Consider the following 19,043-nt stretch of genomic DNA (forward strand, 5'->3'; position numbering starts at 1 on the left):
CCCCGGAGGAGACGGGAATGCCGCAGATCGAGAAGTCACCGCCGCAGCCGCCGCGCACCTCGCACCCCACCGAAATCCCTCCCGGGCTCCCTGCGCCCCCCGGGGCCGACCCTCACACCAAGAAGGCCCGCCGGGCCGCTTTCCGAGGGGACCTCTCCGCCTCGGCCGTCGTCTTCCTGCTCGCCGTCCCCCTGTCGCTGGGCATCGCCCTGGCCACCGGCGCCCCGCTCCAGGCCGGACTGGTCGCCGCGGTCGTCGGCGGCATCGTCGCCGGCCTGCTGGGCGGCGCCCCGCTCCAGGTGAGCGGCGCGGCAACCGGCCTCCTAGTGGTCACCGCCGACCTGGTCCAGCGCTACGGCTGGCGCGCCACCTGCGCCATCACGGTCCTGGCCGGCCTCACCCAACTCGTCCTGGGCGCGCTGCGCGTGGCACGGGCGACGCTGGCCGTCAGCCCGGCGATCGTGCACGGCATGCTGGCCGGTATCGGGGTCACCATCGCTCTCGGGCAGCTGCATGTGGTGCTCGGCGGCAGCCCCGACGGGTCGGCGCTCGACAACGCGACCGCGCTGCCCGGCCAGTTGGCGCATCCGCACACCACCGCGCTGCTGATCGGCGCCGTCACCGTCGGCATCCTCATCGGCTGGGGACGGCTGCCGGGCCGCGCCGGGCGGTGGGCGCGCGTCCTCCCCGCCCCCTTGGCCGCCGTGCTCGCCGCGACGGCCGTCAGTGCGGGGGCGTCGGTCTCGCGCGTGGAGCTGCCGTCCTGGCAACTGCCCGAGCAGCCCGCGCTGCCGGACGCGTCCCTGCCGGCCCTCGCCGCCGCGGTGCTGACCGTCACCCTCGTCGCCAGTATGGAGTCACTGCTGTCGGCGGTGGCCGTGGACCGGCTGGCGGCCGAACGGCCGGGCGCTCCCACGGGGCGGACGCGGCTCAACCGCGAGCTGGCCGGGCAGGGCGTGGCCAATGCCCTCTCCGGGCTGCTGGGCGGGTTGCCGGTGTCCGGAGGCGCGATGCGCGGCTCGGCCAATGTGCGGGCCGGTGCGGCCACCCGTCGCGCCACCGTGCTGCACGGCGTCTGGGTGCTGGTGTGCGCGGGCCTGCTGGCCGGGGCGCTGGAGATGATCCCGCTGGCCGCGCTCGCCGCGCTGGTGATGGTCGTCGGCGTGCGGATGGTGAGCTTCGCGCACATCCGGCACGTCCAGCGGCACCGCGAATTCCCGGTGTACGCCGCCACGCTGGGCGGCGTCGTGCTGCTCGGTGTGCTCCAGGGCGTGGTGACGGGCATCGCGGTCGCGCTCTTCCTGGCACTGCGGCGGCTGACGCACACCCGTATCACCGTGACGGCGGAGGCCGACGGCTACCGGGTGCGCGTCAGCGGGCAGTTGACTTTTCTGGCGGTGCCACGGCTGACCCGGGCGCTGGGGCAGGTGCCGGCGCACACCGATGTCGTCGTCGAGCTGGGCGGCTCGTTCATGGACCACGCCGCCTACGAGGCACTGCAGTCCTGGTCCAGCGCCCATCGGGCGCACGGCGGCTGGGTGACCCTCGGCGGCCGTTCGGGCCGGCCGATCGCCGAGCCGGCCAGTGCGCACTCCTGCCGTCCGTGGACCCCGTGGCGCAACCATCACTGCACCCGGCCCGCCGCGGACCCGGCTGCGGCCCCGGAGAGCAGCGGCAGCCAACTGCTGGGCGGGGTCAGCGCGTTCCAGCGCCATACGGCTCCGCTCGTGCGCGAGGAGCTGGCCCGGCTGGCGCGCGAGGGCCAGCGACCCCGTCAGCTGTTTCTGACCTGTGCGGACTCCCGGCTGGTCACGAGCATGATCACATCGAGCGGACCGGGTGATCTGTTCACCGTCCGCAACGTCGGCAACCTGATGCCGCCGCCCGGCTCGGATGCCTCCTGCGACTCCGTGGGAGCGGCGATCGAGTACGCCGTCGAGGTACTGCGGGTCGGTTCGATCACGGTGTGCGGCCATTCGGGGTGCGGTGCCATGGGGGCGCTCCTGGGCGCCGCCGCACCGGAAGAAGCCGAGCCGACCTCCCTCACCCGCTGGCTGCGGCACGGCCGGCCCAGCCTGGCCCGTATGGAGCGCATCGGACGGCTGGGACGGGGCGAAGTCTCGCTGAGCGGACGGCCGGTGAACGACGACCACGAGCGACTGGCGCTCGTCAACGTCATGCAGCAGCTCGACCACCTCAGGGAGCACGCCTGCGTGGCCCGCCGGGTGGCCGAGGGCACGCTCACGCTGCACGGCATGTATTTCCATGTCGGCGAGGCCCAGACCTACGTGCTCGACGAGGCGACCGGGCGGTTCAGCCCGGTCCGCGGCGAACCGGCACCGGTAACGGTCTGACCTGCGCGGCGGCCTCACAACACCCTTGAAACAGCGCCGAACCAACAGGTCTACACCAATATTTTTCCACAGACCTTGTCAGGGCCAGGCGCGGGCTGATGAGCTATGACCTGGGGACACATCGGACGCCCTGGGAATGGGAGAAGTTGTGAGCAACGAAAGCCTGGCCAACCTGCTCAAGGAGGAGCGGCGGTTTACGCCGCCCGCCGATCTGGCCGCGAACGCCAACGTCACGGCCGCCGCGTACGAACAGGCCGCGGCGGACCGGCTGGGCTTCTGGGCCGAGCAGGCCGAACGCCTGTCCTGGGAGACCGCTCCCACCCAGACCCTCGACTGGTCCAACGCGCCCTTCGCGAAGTGGTTCGCCGACGGCAAGCTCAACGTCGCGTACAACTGCGTGGACCGTCATGTGGAGAACGGCCTGGGCGACCGGGTCGCCATCCACTTCGAGGGCGAGCCGGGGGACACCCGCGCGATCACCTACGCCGAGCTGCAGCGCGAGGTCTCCAAGGCCGCCAACGCACTGACCGAGCTGGGCGTGCGCAGCGGCGACCGCGTCGCCGTCTACCTGCCGATGATCCCGGAAGCGGTCATCGCCATGCTGGCCTGCGCGCGCCTGGGCGCCCCGCACTCCGTCGTCTTCGGCGGCTTCTCCGCGGACGCGCTGGCCACCCGCATCAACGACGCGGACGCCCGGGTGGTGATCACCGCCGACGGCGGCTACCGCCGCGGCAAGCCGTCCGCCCTCAAGCCCGCCGTCGACGAGGCACTGACCAAGCCCGGCACGGAGAACGTCCGCAGCGTCCTGGTCGTCCGCCGCACCGGCCAGGAGGACGTCGCCTGGCACGAGGGCCGGGACGTGTGGTGGCACGAGATCGTCGAGCGCCAGAGCGACCGGCACACGCCCGAGGCCTTCGAGGCCGAGCACCCGCTGTTCATCCTCTACACCTCCGGCACGACGGGTAAGCCCAAGGGCATCCTGCACACCACCGGCGGCTACCTCACCCAGGTCTCGTACACCCACCACGCGGTCTTCGACCTCAAGCCGGAGACCGACGTCTTCTGGTGCACCGCCGATGTCGGCTGGGTGACCGGCCACTCGTACATCACCTACGGCCCGCTCTCCAACGGCGCGACCCAGGTGCTCTACGAAGGCACGCCGGACACCCCGCACCAGGGCCGCTGGTGGGAGATCGTGCAGAAGTACGGCGTGACGATCCTCTACACCGCGCCGACCGCGATCCGCGCCTGCATGAAGTGGGGCGACGACATCCCGGCGAAGTTCGACCTCTCATCGCTGCGGGTCCTCGGGTCGGTGGGCGAACCGATCAACCCCGAGGCCTGGATGTGGTACCGCAAGCACATCGGGGCCGATGCGACGCCGATCGTCGACACCTGGTGGCAGACCGAGACCGGCGCGATGATGCTCAGCCCGCTGCCGGGCGTCACGGCCACCAAGCCCGGCTCGGCCCAGGTGGCGCTGCCCGGTATCGCCGCGACCGTGGTGGACGACGAGGCCCGCGAGGTTCCCGACGGCGCGGGCGGCTACCTCGTGCTGACCGAGCCCTGGCCGTCCATGCTCCGCACGATCTGGGGCGACGACCAGCGCTATCTCGACACGTACTGGTCGCGCTTCGAGGGCAAGTACTTCGCCGGCGACGGCGCCAAGAAGGACGACGACGGCGACATCTGGCTGCTCGGCCGGGTGGACGACGTGATGCTGGTGTCCGGCCACAACATCTCCACCACCGAGGTCGAGTCGGCGCTGGTCTCGCACCCGAAGGTGGCCGAGGCCGCGGTCGTCGGCGCCGCCGACCCGCAGACCACCCAGGCCATCTGCGCCTTCGTCATCCTGCGCGGCGGCGCCACCGCCGAGGACGAGGGCCTGGTCGAGGAGCTGCGCGCCCATGTCGCCCAGCAGCTCGGCCCGATCGCCAAGCCCCGGCGGATCCTGCCGGTCGCGGAGCTGCCCAAGACGCGCTCCGGCAAGATCATGCGGAGGCTGCTGCGCGATGTGGCCGAGAACCGTGACCTCGGCGATGTCACGACCCTCACCGATTCCTCGGTCATGGACCTGATCCAGGCGAAGCTGCCGAGCGCGCCCTCCGAGGACTGAGCGGGACGGATCGCGGAAGGGGACCCGGCCGACGCGGCCGGGTGCCCCTCCGCCGTCTCCGGCACTCCAGCCCCTCCAGTCCGCCCACCCCGGTTACCCGTCCCGGCAGCCCGCCCCGCTCCAGCGGCCCTAGGTCCGAAATGCCCGTAAAGTGAGGCCACCGGATAGCCGCTTGCCCCTCCCCGGTACAGTGGGAACCGCGTCAATGACGCGTCAAGGAACTCAGGGTGCGCCGGGAAGTCTGGTCGGCAACTGCAACAGCCGTACGCAGCTACCGAGAGGCCCGGAGGTCACCGCGTGAGCACCCCCACCCACCGCCGCTCCCTCTTCCTGGGGCGGATGCCGCTGCCCGAGCGGAACTTCGTCGCGGACGCGCTGCGCGCCGAAACCGTCGGCGGCGTCCTTCTGCTCGCCGCCGCCGTAGCGGCCCTGATCTGGGCAAACACCCTCGGTGGGAGCTATGAGGCGGTCCGCGGCTTCCACCTGGGACCGGCCACGCTGGGCCTGGACCTGTCCGTTCAGCACTGGGCCGCCAACGGACTGCTCGCGGTCTTCTTCTTCGTCGCCGGCATCGAGCTCAAGCGTGAGCTGGTGGCCGGCGAACTGCGCGATCCGAAGGCCGCCGCCCTGCCCGTGATCGCCGCGCTCTGCGGCATGGCGGTGCCGGCGCTGGTCTACTTCGCCGTCAACAGCATCGGCGGCGGCTCACTGCAGGGCTGGGCGGTCCCCACCGCCACCGATATCGCCTTCGCCCTCGCCGTACTCGCCGTCATCGGCACGTCCCTGCCCGCCGCACTGCGCGCCTTCCTGCTCACCCTCGCCGTCGTCGACGACCTCTTCGCCATCCTGATCATCGCGGTCTTCTTCACCTCGACGATCAATTTCCTGGCGCTCGGCCTGGCCGTCGCCGGTCTGGTGCTCTTCTACGTGCTGCTGCGCAAGGGCGTCCGGGGCTGGTACGTCCACGTCCCGCTCGCCGTGGTCATCTGGGGCCTGATGGAGAACAGCGGGGTGCACGCCACCATCGCCGGCGTCGCCATGGGCCTGATGCTGCGCTGTACCCGGCGCGACGGCGAGACGCAGTCCCCGGGCGAGCACATCGAGCATCTGGTCCGCCCGCTCTCGGCCGGCCTGGCGGTGCCGCTGTTCGCCCTCTTCTCCGCGGGCGTCTCCATATCCGGCGGCGCGGTCCACGACGTCTTCACCCGGCCGGAGACGCTGGGCGTGGTGCTCGGCCTGGTGGTGGGCAAGACGCTCGGCATATTCGGCGGCACCTGGCTCACCGCCCGCTTCACCAAGGCCACACTCAACCCCGACCTCAAGTGGCCGGACGTCTTCGCCCTCGCCTCCCTGGCCGGCATCGGCTTCACCGTCTCGCTGCTCATCGGCGAACTCGCGTTCTCCCAGAACCCGGTACTGACCGACGAGATCAAGGCATCGGTGCTGATCGGCTCGCTGCTGGCGGCCGTCTTCGCCGGCATCCTCCTCAAGCTCCGTAACACCAAGTACAAGAAACTGTGCGAGGAAGAGGAGCGGGACGAGGACCAGGACGGCATCCCCGACGTCTACGAACGCGACAACCCGGAGTACCACCTGCGGATGGCGGCAATCCACGAAGCCAAGGCCGCGGAACACCGGCGGCTTGCCGAAGTGGCCTCCGGCAGGCATGCCGGAGACGATGGTCCGGCATGATCTGAGAGGCTTTGCATCCGGGTGAAGAAAAGAGGGAGACGGCGATGAGCGCAGTCGACGACAGCACGGACCGCAGCCTCGGACAGCTGGTGGCCACGGCCACGGCAGAGATGTCCGCGCTGGTGCACGACGAGATCGCGCTGGCCAAGGCGGAGTTCCGCCAGGACGCCAAGCGGGCGGGCATCGGCAGTGCCGCGTTCATGGTCGCGGGCGCGCTGGCGCTGTTCGCGCTGCCGGTACTGAGCTTCGCCGCGGCCTACGGCATCCACAACCTCGGACTCGGGCTCGCCTGGTCCTTCCTGATCGTCGGCGGCGCCTTCCTGGTCCTCGCCGGCCTGCTGGCCCTCATCGCGATGGCCAAGATGAAGAAGATCAAGAAGCCGGAGAGGTCCATCAGCTCGGCCAAGGAGACCGCGGCCGTGCTCCAGAAGGCCAAGCCGCACCCGCGCCTGGCCCCGGTGGAACACCCGGCGCTGGAGTCTGTGACACGCTCATCGGTATGACAGCCCCTGACAGCACCGCCTCGGTCGTACGGCTCGGCATCCCCGGCGGGAAAGAGGTGTCGCACCGCGACGTCGCGGCCAACGGCGCCCGTTTCCACATCGCGGAGCTGGGCGAAGGCCCGCTGGTGCTGCTGCTGCACGGCTTTCCGCAGTTCTGGTGGACCTGGCGGCACCAGCTCACCGCTCTGGCCGACGCGGGCTTCCGCGCGGTGGCGATGGACCTGCGGGGCGTCGGCGGCAGCGACCGCACCCCCCGCGGCTACGACCCGGCGAACCTCGCCCTGGACGTCACGGGCGTCATACGGTCCCTGGGCGAGCCGGACGCCGCGCTCGTGGGGCACGACCTGGGCGGCTACCTCGCCTGGACGGCGGCGGTGATGCGGCCCAAGCTGGTGCGCCGGCTGGCCGTGTCCTCGATGCCGCATCCGCGGCGCTGGCGCTCGGCGATGCTCGCCGACGTCCGGCAGAGCGCCCGGAGTTCGCACATCTGGAACTTCCAGCGGCCCTGGCTGCCCGAACGCGCGCTGACGGCGGACGGTGCGGCGCTGGTGGGCCGGATGATCCGCGACTGGTCCGGACCCCGGCAGCCGGAGGACGAGGCGATCGCGGTCTACCAGCGCGCGATGAGCATCCCGTCGACGGCGCACTGCTCGATCGAGCCGTACCGCTGGATGGTGCGGTCGATGGCGCGCCCCGACGGACTCCAGTTCAACCGCCGGATGAAGATGCCCGTACGGGTCCCCACCCTGCACCTGCACGGCTCGCTCGACCCCGTGATGCGCACCCGCAGCGCGGCCGGCTCCGGCCAGTACGTCGAGGCGCCGTACCGCTGGCGGCTGTTCGACGGCCTGGGCCACTTCCCGCACGAGGAGGACCCGGTGGCGTTCTCCACGGAGCTGATCAACTGGCTCAAGGACCCGGAACCGGATCGCTGAACGGGCGCGCGCGGGAGCGGGCCCGCGGCAACAGGAGCCCCGGGTCCGACCGTTGCGGCCCGTGCGCGCCTGCAGTGCCCGCCTGCCAGGCGTACCGGCCGCGGAAGCCTGCCGTGGGCGTCCCGTGGGCGTCGGCGTGCGCCCCGTGCCGTCATGGGCCCGTACCCCGCTGAGCGGGCGGCGCGCACCGCTCGGCGGGGCTCACCCATCCGAAGCTCGAACGTGCGTATGGCGAACAGCCACTTGCCTGGCGCATAGGCCAATTGGCGGCCCCCGAGGCGGTTACGGACCTTGAGCCACGGGCAGAGTCGAGAGTATGGGCTGGACGCACGACTACCGTGACGTGGCACGCAACCGCCGCAGCAGTGCCGCTGTAGTGGGTACTCAGGACAGGGGGACCCCGGACCTCGGGTCCGGCCAATCCCCCGACCCGGCGCACCCCATGGGCATCCCGCGCATCCTGCGCCGCAGAGCGCGCTGGATGAGCGCGCGGCTACGCCATCCCCGTACCTGAACCACGGCGTACCTGAATCCACGGCGTACCTCCATCGGCCGTGCCGACCGCCGGGGCACACCTGACCGGGCGCCGCGCACATGCGCCGGGCACCCGTGAGGGCCTTACGGACACCGTCTGCATGCGTCTCGGGGAGGCACCCCCAAAGGGTGCCTCCCCGAGTGCCGACCGGATGGCGCCGCCCCGGCTGTCGGCTCGCTAGATGGCGCAGCCCTGGCTGTCGACCTGCTGCCGGGCCGTACGTCCCTTGAGGACGTCCTGGCGGACCTCGTCGGCGGTCAGCGCATAGCCGGTGTGCGAGTCGTCCAGCGACTTCGCGAAGACGACGCCGTAGACCTTGCCCTGCGGGGTGAGCAGCGGGCCGCCGGAGTTGCCCTGCCGGACCGTGGCGAAGAGGGAGTAGACATCGCGGCCGACCGTGCCGCGGTGGTAGATGTCCGGGCCGTTGGCCTGGATGCGGCCGCGGATACGGGCGGCGCGGACGTCGTAGCCGCCGTTCTCCGGGAAGCCGGCGACGATGGCGTTGTTGCCGCTGTTCGCGTCCCCGTTGGCGAACTGCAGCGCCGGTGCCTCCAGGGAGGGCACTTCCAGGACCGCGATATCGCGCCGCCAGTCGTAGATCACGACCTTGGCGTCGTACGTACGGCCCTCGCCGCCCACCTGGACGGTCGGCTCGCGCACACCGCCGACCACATGGGCGTTGGTCATGACGCGGTGCCGGCCGAAGACGAAGCCGCTGCCTTCGAGGACCTTGCCGCAGCCGGGGGCCGTGCCGACGACCTTGACGATGCTCTGCCTGGCCTGCGCCGCCACCGGGCTGGAGGCCAGCCGGGGGTCGGGCGCCGGCACGTTGTGGATCGGCTCGTTGGAGAACGGCGTGAAGACCTGCGGGAAGCCGTTCTGCGCGAGGACCGAGGAGAAGTCCGCGAACCAGGTGCCGGCCTGCTGGGGCATCACCCGGGACACACCGAGCAGCACCTTGGAGTTGCGGACCTCCTTGCCGAGCGTCGGCAGGGACGTACCGGCCAGCGCCGAGCCGATCAGCCAGGCGACCAGCAGCATCGCCAGGACGTTGACCAGCGCGCCGCCGGTCGCGTCCAAGGCTCTCGCCGGTGACCAGGTGATGTAGCGGCGCAGTTTGTTGCCCCAGTGGGTGGTGAGCGCCTGGCCCACGGATGCGCACACGATCACGATGGCAACCGCCGCGATGGCCGCGAAGCTGCCGGGTGTCGCATCTCCGGTGATCTCGTTCCAGATCACGGGCAGCAGATAGACCGCGATCAGACCGCCTCCGAGGAAGCCGATCACGGACAGGATGCCGACGACAAAGCCTTGCCGATAGCCGATGATCGCGAACCACACGGCCGCGACCAGCAGCAAGATGTCCAGGACGTTCACGCCGGCCACCGTCTCATGAGCGCCAGTCCAGTGGGACCGCCTTGTCACGGTCCCACGGAATCTCCCAGCCGGCGTAGTGCAGGATCCGGTCGATCACTCCGGCCGTAAAACCCCAGACCAGGGCATTCTCGACAAGGAACGCGGCTCCCGTGTGGCCACTGGGATGGCGGGTTGTCACCCGATGGGCCGGGTCCGTGAGATCCGCCACGGGGACCGTGAAGACCCGGGCGGTCTCCGCCTGGTCGACCGCGCCGACCGGGCTCGGCCGGCGCCACCACCCCAGGACCGGCGTCACCACGAAGCCGCTGACGGGGATGTAGAGCCGCGGCAGCACGCCGAAGACCTGCACACCGGACGGGTCGAGGCCGGTCTCCTCCTGGGCCTCGCGCAGCGCCGCCCGCACGGGGCCGGGGCCGTCGGGGTCGCCGTCCTCCGGGTCGAGGGCGCCACCGGGGAAGGAGGGCTGGCCGGCATGCGAGCGCAGGGTCCCGGCGCGCTCCATGAGAAGCAGCTCGGGGCCGCGGGCGCCGTGGCCGAAGAGGATGAGCACGGCGGACTGCCGGCCTCCGCTCTTGGGCGGCAGGAAGCGGCTGAGCTGGCGCGGCTCGATCGTGGCGGCCGCGCGGGCCACCGGGGCCAGCCACTCGGGCAGGCCCTCGGCGGTGACCGTGGCGTCCCGGCCGGACGCCACCTTGGCGCCCGCGCCTGCCGTCGCCGCGCGGGCGTCCGCCTCCTCGCCGTACCGCTGCTCCCGTGCGCTCCTCATACGCGCCCCCTCAGGCCTGGCGTCGATCGTCGGTCACCTCTGGCGGGCGCCTCATGAGGCGGCCACCGAGGGCGCCATCGGGGGCGCCGGCTTGCCCGGATAGCCGGGCGGCGGCTTCAGCCGCTGCCCCGGCTGGCCGCCGAGCTCGTACTTCAGCAGCTTCTTCGCCTTCTCCGGGTCCGTCTCGCCCTCGCCGTACGCGGGGCACAGGGGGGCGATGGGGCAGGCGCCGCAGGCGGGCTTGCGGGAGTGGCAGACGCGGCGGCCGTGGAAGACCACACGGTGCGAGAGCATCGTCCACTCGCTCTTGGGGAAGATCTCGGCGACATCCGCCTCGACCTTCTCGGCGTCCTCGGCGGTGGTCCAGCCGAAACGGCGGGCGAGCCGGCCGAAGTGGGTGTCGACGGTGATGCCCGGGACGCCGAAGGCGTTGCCCAGCACCACATTGGCGGTCTTGCGGCCGACCCCGGGGAGGGTGACGAGGTCCTCCAGGCGGCCCGGCACCTCGCCGCCGAAGCGGTCGCGCAGCGCGGCCGACAGACCGAGCAGCGACTTCGTCTTGGCCCGGAAGAAGCCGGTCGGCCGGATCAGCTCCTCCAGCCGCTCCGGGTCCATCGCGGCCATGTCCTCGGGCGTCGGGCAGACCGCGAAGAGGCGCGGGGTGGTCTGGTTGACCCTCAGGTCGGTGGTCTGCGCGGACAGGACCGTGGCGACCAGCAGCTCGAAGGGGTTGGTGAAGTCCAGCTCGGGGTGGGCGTACGGATACAGCTCGGCCAGCTCACGGTTGATCCGGCGGGCCCGCCGCACCATGGCGACCCGCGACTCGGGCTTACGCGCGGGGGTCTGCTCGGCGGGGGCCTTCTTGGCAGGGGCCTTCGGGGCGGTCTTCTTGGCCGCCGTCTTCTTGGCCACCGTCCTACTGGCCGCCGTCTTCTCTGCGGCGGTCTTCTTCGCGTTTGCGGTGGCCTTCTTCGCGGTGGCCTTCTTCGTGACGGCCTTCTTCGCCGCGGCCTTCGTGGCCGCCGCCGGCTGCTCTGGTGGTTCGTTCACGGCGGCCTTCTTCCCTGCCGAGGTCCTGCCTACCTGGGTCTTCTTCACGGAGGTCTGCGGGGTGGTGTCCGGCGCCGCCGGTGGCGACGCGCCAGGCTTGAGGGTGTCCGGCGTCCTGCCGGACGTCACCCCGGAGGGCGATTTGTTACTTTTATCGGAATTCGATGTGCGGCCGGACGGCTGTTCGCCCACAGCGGAATCACGCCCTGCGCTCACTCTTCCGGCCCCCCACTCCTCTGCTCTCACCGGCGTATTGGACACTCGGCCAGACTAAGGCCAGCCACTGACATCCGGCTTGATCGCTGTGATTCCTGACCCCAATCGGCCCCCTGCCTTATGGCTCGGGGCGCCGGTCCGGCAAACTTGTGATTGATCGCACTGTTTTGCATTCCGGCATGATGGGGACCACAGTCCCCCGGAGCATGTCGACAAGGAGAGATCTCGTGGACGACGTTCTGCGGCGCGCACCGCTCTTCGCGGCGCTCGATGACGAGCAGGCGGCCGAGCTGCGCGCCTCAATGGGAGAGGTCACGCTCGCCCGCGGCGACGCCCTGTTCCACGAAGGGGACCCCGGCGACCGCCTGTACGTGGTCACCGAGGGCAAGGTGAAGCTGCACCGCACTTCCCCGGACGGCCGGGAGAACATGCTCGCCGTTCTCGGCCCCGGAGAGCTGATCGGGGAGCTTTCGCTCTTCGACCCGGGCCCGCGTACGGCCACGGCCTCCGCCCTCACCGAGGTCAAGCTCCTCGGCCTGGGCCACGGCGACCTTCAGCCCTGGCTGAACGCCCGCCCCGAGGTGGCCACGGCCCTGCTGCGTGCGGTGGCCCGCCGACTGCGCAAGACCAACGACCAGATGTCCGACCTGGTCTTCTCGGACGTGCCGGGCCGGGTGGCCCGCGCCCTGCTCGACCTGTCGCGCCGCTTCGGCGTGCAGTCCGAGGAAGGCATCCATGTCGTCCATGACCTCACGCAGGAGGAACTGGCCCAGCTGGTCGGCGCCTCCCGCGAGACGGTCAACAAGGCGCTCGCGGACTTCGCGGGTCGCGGCTGGCTGCGTCTGGAGGCGCGCGCCGTGATCCTGCTGGACGTCGAGCGGCTGGCCAAGCGCTCGCGCTGAGCCCCCGCTGACTCTTGGAAGGGCCCCGCTCCGGCGGGGCCCTTCGTCATGGGGCCACGGCGGCCGCCGCTTCCTTCGTGAGAGGCCTGCCGCTGCTTTCGTGGGGGGCCGCCGTTTCCCTCGTCAGGACCCGCGGAATCACCGGCTCCGCCCGTAACGCAGTCGCCGGCCCCCGTAAACAGATCGCCGCACCGCCGCCCTGCTGGCCATAGTGGCGCCATGAACCAACACGGCGCGGGGCTGGACCAGGACGGCTACTTCCTGCGGGAAGGCTCCCTGGACCGCGTCTCAGCGCCGTTCGCGCCCGTCGTGGCGGAGCTGGTCGCCCGGATCGGCGCGTGCTTCGGCCCCGGTCGCCTGCACAGCAGCTATCTCTTCGGCAGCGTCCCGCGCGGCACCGCCGTCCCCGGGGTCTCCGACCTCGACGCGCTGATCGCCCTGCGGGACGAGCCGACCGCTGCCGATCGCGCTGCCGTCCGCGCCGTCGAGCATGCGCTGGATGCCGCGTTTCCCCAGATCAACGGCGCGGGAATCCTGCTGTTCGGCGTGCACCGGCTGCGCAGCGAGCGGGAGCGGTACGACCTCGGATGGTTCGTGGCCTGTCTGTGCACCCCGGTCAGCGGTCCGGATCTCGCCGCCGAGCTGCCCCGCTACCGTCCCACCTCGCTCCTCGCCCGGGAAACCAACGGCGACCTCTTCCGCAGCCTGCCCGGTCTGCGTGACAAGGCCGCGGCGGCCACTACGGAAGCCGAGCGCACCCGGCTGACCCGGGGTGTGGCGCGCCGGCTGGTGCGCACCGGATTCACCCTGGTCATGCCGCGCTGGGGCGGCTGGACGAGCGATCTCGCCGAGTCCGCCGAGGTGTTCGGCCGCTACTACCCGGCGCACGCCCGGCAGATGCACGCCGCGGCACGCGCCGCGCGGGCGCCCGCCGCGTACCCGGAGCTGCTGGACGACCTGCTCACCGGCCTCGCCCCCTGGCTGGCCGCCGAATATCTGGCCGTCCTCGGGGCGAAGACGCCCCCGCCCCGGGCGGGCTGACGGCGCCTCTCCGCCGGGCCCGGGGGCGGGGCGGCTCACGCCCTCGCCATCGCCCGGCCCACGGCCTCGCCCGGAGTTCCCCGGCCGCCCGCCCTCGTCCCCGCCCGCCGCCGTCAGCTCTCGATCAGCCCGTGTTCGCCCAGGTAGTCCAGCTGTGCCCGCACGGACAGCTCGGCGGCCGGCCACAGCGAGCGGTCGACATCGGCATAGACGTGCGCGACGACCTCGGCGGGTGAGCGGTGTCCGGCCTCGACCGCGGTCTCCACCTGGGCGAGCCGGTGCGCGCGGTGCGCCAGATAGAACTCCACCGCCCCCTGGGCGTCGTTCAGCACCGGCCCGTGCCCCGGGAGGACCGTCGCCACCCCGTCGTCGACCGTCAGGGAGCGCAGCCGGCGCAGCGAGTCCAGGTAGTCGCCCAGCCGCCCGTCGGGGTGTGCGACCACGGTGGTGCCGCGCCCCAGGATCGTGTCGCCGGTCAGTACCGCGCGGTCGGCCGGGAGGTGGAAGGAGAGCGAGTCCGCGGTGTGGCCCGGCGTGGACACCACGCGCAGTTCCAGGCCTCCGGTGGTGATGACATCGCCCGCGTCGAGCCCCTCGTCGCCCAGGCGCAGCGCCGGGTCCAGCGCCCGTACGGCCGAACGGGTCAGTTCGGCGAAGCGGGCGGCGCCGTCGGAGTGGTCGGGGTGACCGTGGGTCAGCAGGGTCAGTGCGATGCGCTTGCCGGCCCGCTCGGCGGTCTCGATGACGGCCCGCAGGTGGCTCTCGTCGAGCGGCCCGGGGTCGATGACGACGGCGAGATCGGAGTCCGGCTCGGCGACGATCCAGGTGTTGGTGCCGTCCAGCGTCATCGGCGACGGATTCGGGGCCAGTACGCACCGGGCCCGCGCGGTCGCCTGCCCGGCGATCACTCCGCCACGGGGCCGGCCGGGGAGGGCGGATGCTTCGGTCATGCGGGGGTCCCTCCCGAGGGGCTGGGGCTGTCCGAGGGGCCGGGGCCGTCCGAAAGGTCGTCGTCCCCGGGGGCACGGGTGCCGGCAGGGGTACCGGAATCAGCGCCGGCATCGGTAGCGGTATCGGTGCCGGCACCGGCATCAGCACCGGTCCGGGCGATGTGCTTGGTGAACTCGTCGTGCCCCGGCCAGCTCAACTCGATCTCACCGCCCACGAGGCGGGCCCGCGCCAGCACCGGCGTCAGGTTCTGGGCCTCCGCCGCGGCCAGCGCCTCCGCCGCGGCGGCGTACGGCTGGAGCGAGCGCAGGGTCGCGATGGTCGGCGGCATCATCAGCAGCTCACCGCGGTCGTATCCGGCCGCCGCCTCCTGTGGCCGGATCCATACCGTACGGTCCGCCTCCGTGGAGGCGTTCCAGGTGCGCTGGCCCTCGGGGAGCGCCGCGACGAAGAACCAGGTGTCGTAGCGCCGCGGCTCGAACTCCGGGGTGATCCAGCGGGCCCAGGCACCGAGTAGATCGGAGCGCAGGACCAGGCCGCGGCGGCCCAGGAAGTCGGCGAAGGACAGCTCATGGGCGACGAGGGCGGCGCGGTCGGCCTCCCAGTCCTCGCCGGTGGTGTCCGCGACGACCGTGTCGGCCGAGGCGCCCGCGAGCAGCACGCCCGCCTCCTCGAACGTCTCGCGGACCGCCGCGCAGACGATGGCCTGCGCGGTCGCCGGGTCGACGCCCATACGGACCGCCCACTGGGCGCGCGACGGGCCGGCCCAGGCCACCGGTCGCTCGTCGCGTGGATCGACGGAGCCGCCCGGATAGGCGTACGCGCCGCCCGCGAAGGCCATGGAGGTGCGTCTGCGCAGCATGTGGACGGCGGGCCCGCCGGAGGCGGAGTCCCGCAGCAGCAGGACGGTGGCGGCCCGCCGGGGCTCGGCAGGGGTCAGCTCGCCGTTCGCGAGTGCCCGGATGCGGTCCGGCCACTCCGGTGGGTACCACTGGCCGTTGGTCGTGGACGACATGGCCGGATGCTATGCGCTCGCGCGCGGATGTTCGAGGGCGTCTTTTCGCGCCGGAGGGCCCCTGCTGATGAGGGGCCCTCCGGCACACGGCGCTCGCTTCGGGCGCAGAGCCCGTACGGGTCTTGGCCCGGCGCCCCATACGGGGGTGTCTTTCCGGCGCCGTTACAGGGTGTCTACCCGGCGGTCTCGACCTGGATCTCGACCTCGACGGGGGCGTCCAGCGGCAGCACCGCCACGCCCACCGCGGACCGGGCGTGCACGCCCTTGTCGCCGAGGATCTCGCCCAGCAGCTCGCTGGCGCCGTTGAGGACACCCGGCTGGCCGGTGAAGTCCGGCGCGGAGGCCACAAAACCGACGACCTTCACGACCCGCTGGATCTTGTCGAGGTCGCCGATGACGGACTTCACGGCGGCCAGCGCGTTGAGTGCGCAGGTCGCGGCGAGTTCCTTGGCCTGCTCGGCGCTGACCTCGGCACCGACCTTGCCGGTGACCGGCAGCGCGCCGTCCACCATCGGCAGCTGGCCGGAGGTGTACACATAGGCGCCGGAGCGTACGGCGGGCTGGTAGGTGGCCAGCGGCGGCACGACCTGCGGCAGCTTGAGCCCGAGCGCCGCGATCTTGTCCTCCGCCGCGCTCACGCCTTCTCCCGCTTCAGGTAGGCCACCAACTGCTCGGGGTTGTTCGGGCCGGGCACGACCTGGACGAGCTCCCAGCCGTCCTCGCCCCAGGTGTCCAGAATCTGCTTCGTCGCGTGCACCAGCAGCGGCACGGTCGCGTATTCCCACTTGGTCATGGGGCGAGCGTAATGCCTGTCCACGAGCGCGGTGGACGCCGTCCGCCGCGGGCCGCCCGCACCCCTCCCGTACGGCGTTCCGGCCGCACGGCCGCCCGACCCCTACGGAGCATCCCGGACCCTTCCCGGAGAAGCCGCGGGAAGATTCTCCGGGGCTTCCCAGGTGTATCCCGTGCGTAGCCGGGACGCGGACTGGTTAGGCTCCTTTGCGTGAGCAGGCTCCATGTCGTCAGCGGCAAGGGCGGTACCGGCAAGACCACGGTCGCCGCTGCCCTCGCCCTCGCCCTGGCCACCGAGGGACGACGAACCCTCCTGGTCGAGGTCGAGGGCCGGCAGGGCATTGCCCAGTTGTTCGAAACGGAAGCGCTTCCTTACGAGGAACGCAAGATCGCGGTGGGTCCCGCGTCGGACGGTGCCTCGCCGTGGGGCGCCCCCCGGGCGGAGTCCCCGGGAGAGTCCTCCCGGGGCGGCGGAAGACGGTCGGGCGGGGAGGTCCACGCCCTGGCCATCGACGCCGAACGCGCCCTTCTGGACTACCTCCAGATGTTCTACAAGCTCGGCAGCGCGGGCCGGGCGCTGAAGAAACTCGGCGCGATCGACTTCGCCACGACCATCGCGCCGGGCCTGCGGGACGTCCTGCTGACCGGCAAGGCGTGCGAAGCGGTGCGCCGCAAGGACAAGAGCGGAAAGTTCGTCTACGACGCGGTCGTGATGGACGCCCCGCCGACCGGCCGGATCACCCGCTTCCTGAACGTCAACGACGAGGTCGCCGGCCTCGCGAAGATCGGCCCGATCCACAACCAGGCACAGGCCGTGATGCGGGTCCTCAAATCGCCCGAGACCGCGGTGCATCTGGTGACGCTGCTGGAGGAGATGCCGGTCCAGGAGACCGCGGACGGCGTCGCCGAGCTGCGGGCCGCCGGCATCCCGGTGGGCGGCATCGTCATCAACATGACCCGCCCGGCGCTGCTGGACAACGGCGCCCTCGACAGCGCCGCCCGCGGGGCGCGTACGGGCGTCGCCAAGGCGCTCTCCGAGGTTGGTCTGGGCGGGGCCCGCCGCGGCGGCCTGGCGGACCGGCTGATCGACCCCCTGCTGGAGCAGGCGCGCGAACACGCCGAGCGGGTCGAGCTGGAGCGCGCCGAACACGCCGAACTGACCGCGATCGGCCTGCCCACCTACGAGTTGGAGCTGCTCCCCGAGGGAGTGGACCTCGCCGGGCTCTACCACCTGGCGAGAGACCTGCGGAAACAGGGGCCCATATGACCTCGGACACCACGACGCTGGACGCCTCGGCCCCGCGGCTCGAGGTCGATGCGCTGATCGACGACCCGCACACCCGCATCGTGGTGTGCTGCGGTTCGGGCGGCGTCGGCAAGACCACGACCGCCGCGGCCCTGGGCGTACGCGCCGCCGAGCGCGGCCGCCGGGTCGTCGTGCTGACCATCGACCCGGCCAGACGGCTGGCCCAGTCCATGGGCATCTCCGAGCTCGACAACGTCCCGCGCCAGGTCAAGGACGTCGACGAGAGCGCGGGCGGCGAACTGCACGCCATGATGCTGGACATGAAGCGCACCTTCGACGAGATCGTCGAGGGCCATGCGGATGCCGACCGGGCCCGCGCCATCCTGGAGAACCCCTTCTACCAGTCCCTGTCGGCCGGCTTCGCGGGCACACAGGAGTACATGGCCATGGAGAAGCTCGGCCAGCTCCGCGCGAACGACGAGTGGGACCTGATCATCGTCGACACCCCGCCGAGCCGTTCCGCACTGGACTTCCTCGACGCGCCCAAGCGTCTCGGCTCCTTCCTGGACGGCAAGTTCATCCGGGTGCTGATGGCGCCGGCGAAGGTCGGCGGCCGGGCCGGCATGAAGTTCCTCAACGTCGGCATGTCGATGATGACCGGCACCCTCAGCAAGCTCATGGGCGGTCAACTGCTGCGCGATGTGCAGACCTTCGTGGCAGCCATGGACACCATGTTCGGCGGCTTCCGCACCCGCGCGGACGCCACCTACCGCCTGCTGCAGGCGCCCGGCACGGCGTTCCTCGTGGTGGCCGCGCCGGAGCGGGACGCGCTGCGCGAGGCGGCGTACTTCGTCGAGCGGCTGGCCGCCGAGCAGATGCCGCTGGCCGGCCTCGTGCTGAACCGGGTGCACGGCAGCGGCGCCGCCCAACTGAGCGCCGAGCGCGCCCTGGCCGCCGCGGAGACCCTGACCGACCGCATGGCGGAAGACACCCACGCGGACACGGCTTCGGAAACGACGTCGGACACGGCCGCGGAGACCGCCACGGACACCGGCGCCGCCCCGGCCCCAGCGGCCGGCCCCGACCACGACTCCGCCATGGATGCCGGCCCGGCTCCCGGCCGCGCAGAAAATAATCTTGAAACCACCGGCATTGTGGATCTCGACGGCGGGAAGGCTGGATCACGTACCGCCGGCAGCCTCTCCCCCGCTGCCGCGGCGGATCAGGTAGCACCCACGTCGGTCTCGGCGGCCCAACTGGCCGCCGGGCTGCTACGGCTGCACGCGGAACGTATGCAGGTCCTCGCGCGCGAACGTCGCACGCGGGACCGCTTCACCGCGCTGCATCCCGAGGTTCCGGTGACCGAGGTCGCCGCACTGCCCGGCGATGTCCATGACCTCGCGGGGCTGCGTGCCATCGGCGACCGCCTGGCGCTGGGCCCCGCGGACACCGACGGCTGAGCCGTGCGCACGGCCAGCTCAGCCAGCCACCCCGCAGCGCCCGTCACCACTCACGAAGCGCCTTAAAACCGAAGCGCCTCTCACCTCACGCAACG

17 protein-coding genes are annotated in these 19,043 nt (G+C 71.8%); 10 read left to right on the top strand and 7 right to left on the bottom strand.

Annotation, left to right across the window (positions count from 1 at the left end; all coding sequences use genetic code 11):
* The first annotated feature begins 17 nt into the window (after positions 1-17).
* The 6 genes from ABZ851_RS00680 (at position 18) to ABZ851_RS00705 (ending at position 8,114) form a co-directional block, all read left to right on the top strand.
* Positions 18-2,354, top strand: coding sequence for a SulP family inorganic anion transporter (locus tag ABZ851_RS00680; RefSeq protein WP_361120181.1), 2,337 nt, complete (start codon positions 18-20; stop codon positions 2,352-2,354).
* 148 nt (positions 2,355-2,502) lie between these two features.
* On the top strand, positions 2,503-4,470 hold the full coding sequence (acs, locus tag ABZ851_RS00685) for an acetate--CoA ligase (RefSeq protein ID WP_361120184.1): 1,968 nt from the start codon (positions 2,503-2,505) through the stop codon (positions 4,468-4,470).
* Between the two features lie 339 nt (positions 4,471-4,809).
* Entirely contained in the window at positions 4,810-6,162 is a 1,353-nt protein-coding gene (nhaA, locus tag ABZ851_RS00690) for a Na+/H+ antiporter NhaA (protein ID WP_361121735.1), read from the top strand.
* A gap of 44 nt (positions 6,163-6,206) precedes the next feature.
* Positions 6,207-6,665: a phage holin family protein gene (locus tag ABZ851_RS00695; RefSeq protein ID WP_336047797.1), complete on the top strand. Its 459-nt coding sequence runs from the start codon at positions 6,207-6,209 to the stop codon at positions 6,663-6,665.
* Positions 6,662-7,600: an alpha/beta hydrolase gene (locus ABZ851_RS00700; protein ID WP_336047795.1), complete on the top strand. Its 939-nt coding sequence runs from the start codon at positions 6,662-6,664 to the stop codon at positions 7,598-7,600. The genes ABZ851_RS00695 and ABZ851_RS00700 overlap by 4 nt, the downstream gene beginning before the upstream one ends.
* Before the next feature lie 316 nt (positions 7,601-7,916).
* Positions 7,917-8,114, top strand: a complete 198-nt coding sequence (locus tag ABZ851_RS00705; RefSeq protein WP_088799112.1) for a hypothetical protein — start codon at positions 7,917-7,919, stop codon at positions 8,112-8,114.
* A gap of 198 nt (positions 8,115-8,312) precedes the next feature.
* Here the strand turns inward: ABZ851_RS00705 and ABZ851_RS00710 are convergent, their stop codons facing one another.
* The 3 genes from ABZ851_RS00710 to nth are packed head-to-tail and all read right to left on the bottom strand — an operon-like array spanning position 8,313 to position 11,328.
* Complete coding sequence (locus ABZ851_RS00710) at positions 8,313-9,512, bottom strand: MarP family serine protease (RefSeq protein ID WP_336047794.1); 1,200 nt, start codon at positions 9,510-9,512, stop codon at positions 8,313-8,315.
* A 13-nt stretch (positions 9,513-9,525) separates the two neighbouring features.
* Positions 9,526-10,278, bottom strand: a complete 753-nt coding sequence (locus ABZ851_RS00715; protein ID WP_361120189.1) for a CoA pyrophosphatase — start codon at positions 10,276-10,278, stop codon at positions 9,526-9,528.
* A 51-nt stretch (positions 10,279-10,329) separates the two neighbouring features.
* A complete protein-coding gene (gene nth, locus ABZ851_RS00720; protein ID WP_361120192.1) occupies positions 10,330-11,328 on the bottom strand; it encodes an endonuclease III in 999 nt (332 codons plus the stop codon).
* Between the two features lie 443 nt (positions 11,329-11,771).
* Here nth and ABZ851_RS00725 point away from each other — a divergent pair, with 443 nt between their 5' ends.
* Complete coding sequence (locus tag ABZ851_RS00725; protein WP_006604164.1) at positions 11,772-12,446, top strand: Crp/Fnr family transcriptional regulator; 675 nt, start codon at positions 11,772-11,774, stop codon at positions 12,444-12,446.
* Positions 12,447-12,665: 219 nt separating this feature from the next.
* Positions 12,666-13,487 (top strand): nucleotidyltransferase domain-containing protein, encoded by an 822-nt coding sequence (locus tag ABZ851_RS00730; protein WP_361120195.1) that lies wholly within the window; start codon positions 12,666-12,668, stop codon positions 13,485-13,487.
* A gap of 113 nt (positions 13,488-13,600) precedes the next feature.
* On the opposite strand, the gene ABZ851_RS00735 is transcribed toward ABZ851_RS00730, so the two are convergent.
* From ABZ851_RS00735 to ABZ851_RS00750, 4 genes are all read right to left on the bottom strand, one after another.
* Positions 13,601-14,437, bottom strand: coding sequence for an MBL fold metallo-hydrolase (locus tag ABZ851_RS00735; RefSeq protein ID WP_336047787.1), 837 nt, complete (start codon positions 14,435-14,437; stop codon positions 13,601-13,603).
* Positions 14,434-15,450: an NUDIX hydrolase gene (locus ABZ851_RS00740; RefSeq protein ID WP_361120199.1), complete on the bottom strand. Its 1,017-nt coding sequence runs from the start codon at positions 15,448-15,450 to the stop codon at positions 14,434-14,436. The genes ABZ851_RS00735 and ABZ851_RS00740 overlap by 4 nt, the downstream gene beginning before the upstream one ends.
* Positions 15,451-15,623: 173 nt before the next feature.
* The gene (locus tag ABZ851_RS00745; RefSeq protein ID WP_361120202.1) at positions 15,624-16,088 is read right to left on the bottom strand and encodes a RidA family protein; all 465 of its coding nucleotides are present in this window, start codon (positions 16,086-16,088) and stop codon (positions 15,624-15,626) included.
* Positions 16,085-16,243: a DUF4177 domain-containing protein gene (locus ABZ851_RS00750; protein ID WP_003967454.1), complete on the bottom strand. Its 159-nt coding sequence runs from the start codon at positions 16,241-16,243 to the stop codon at positions 16,085-16,087. Before ABZ851_RS00750 ends, ABZ851_RS00745 begins: the two co-directional genes overlap by 4 nt.
* A 210-nt stretch (positions 16,244-16,453) precedes the next feature.
* Between ABZ851_RS00750 and ABZ851_RS00755 the strand changes: the two genes are divergently transcribed.
* Complete coding sequence (locus tag ABZ851_RS00755; RefSeq protein ID WP_361120205.1) at positions 16,454-17,509, top strand: ArsA-related P-loop ATPase; 1,056 nt, start codon at positions 16,454-16,456, stop codon at positions 17,507-17,509.
* Positions 17,506-18,948 (top strand): ArsA family ATPase, encoded by a 1,443-nt coding sequence (locus ABZ851_RS00760; RefSeq protein WP_361120208.1) that lies wholly within the window; start codon positions 17,506-17,508, stop codon positions 18,946-18,948. The genes ABZ851_RS00755 and ABZ851_RS00760 overlap by 4 nt, the downstream gene beginning before the upstream one ends.
* Positions 18,949-19,043 lie beyond the last annotated feature (95 nt).

The sequence above is a fragment of the Streptomyces sp. NPDC047049 genome (genome assembly GCF_040643995.1).
GTDB classification, from domain to species: Bacteria; Actinomycetota; Actinomycetes; order Streptomycetales; family Streptomycetaceae; genus Streptomyces; species Streptomyces mooreae.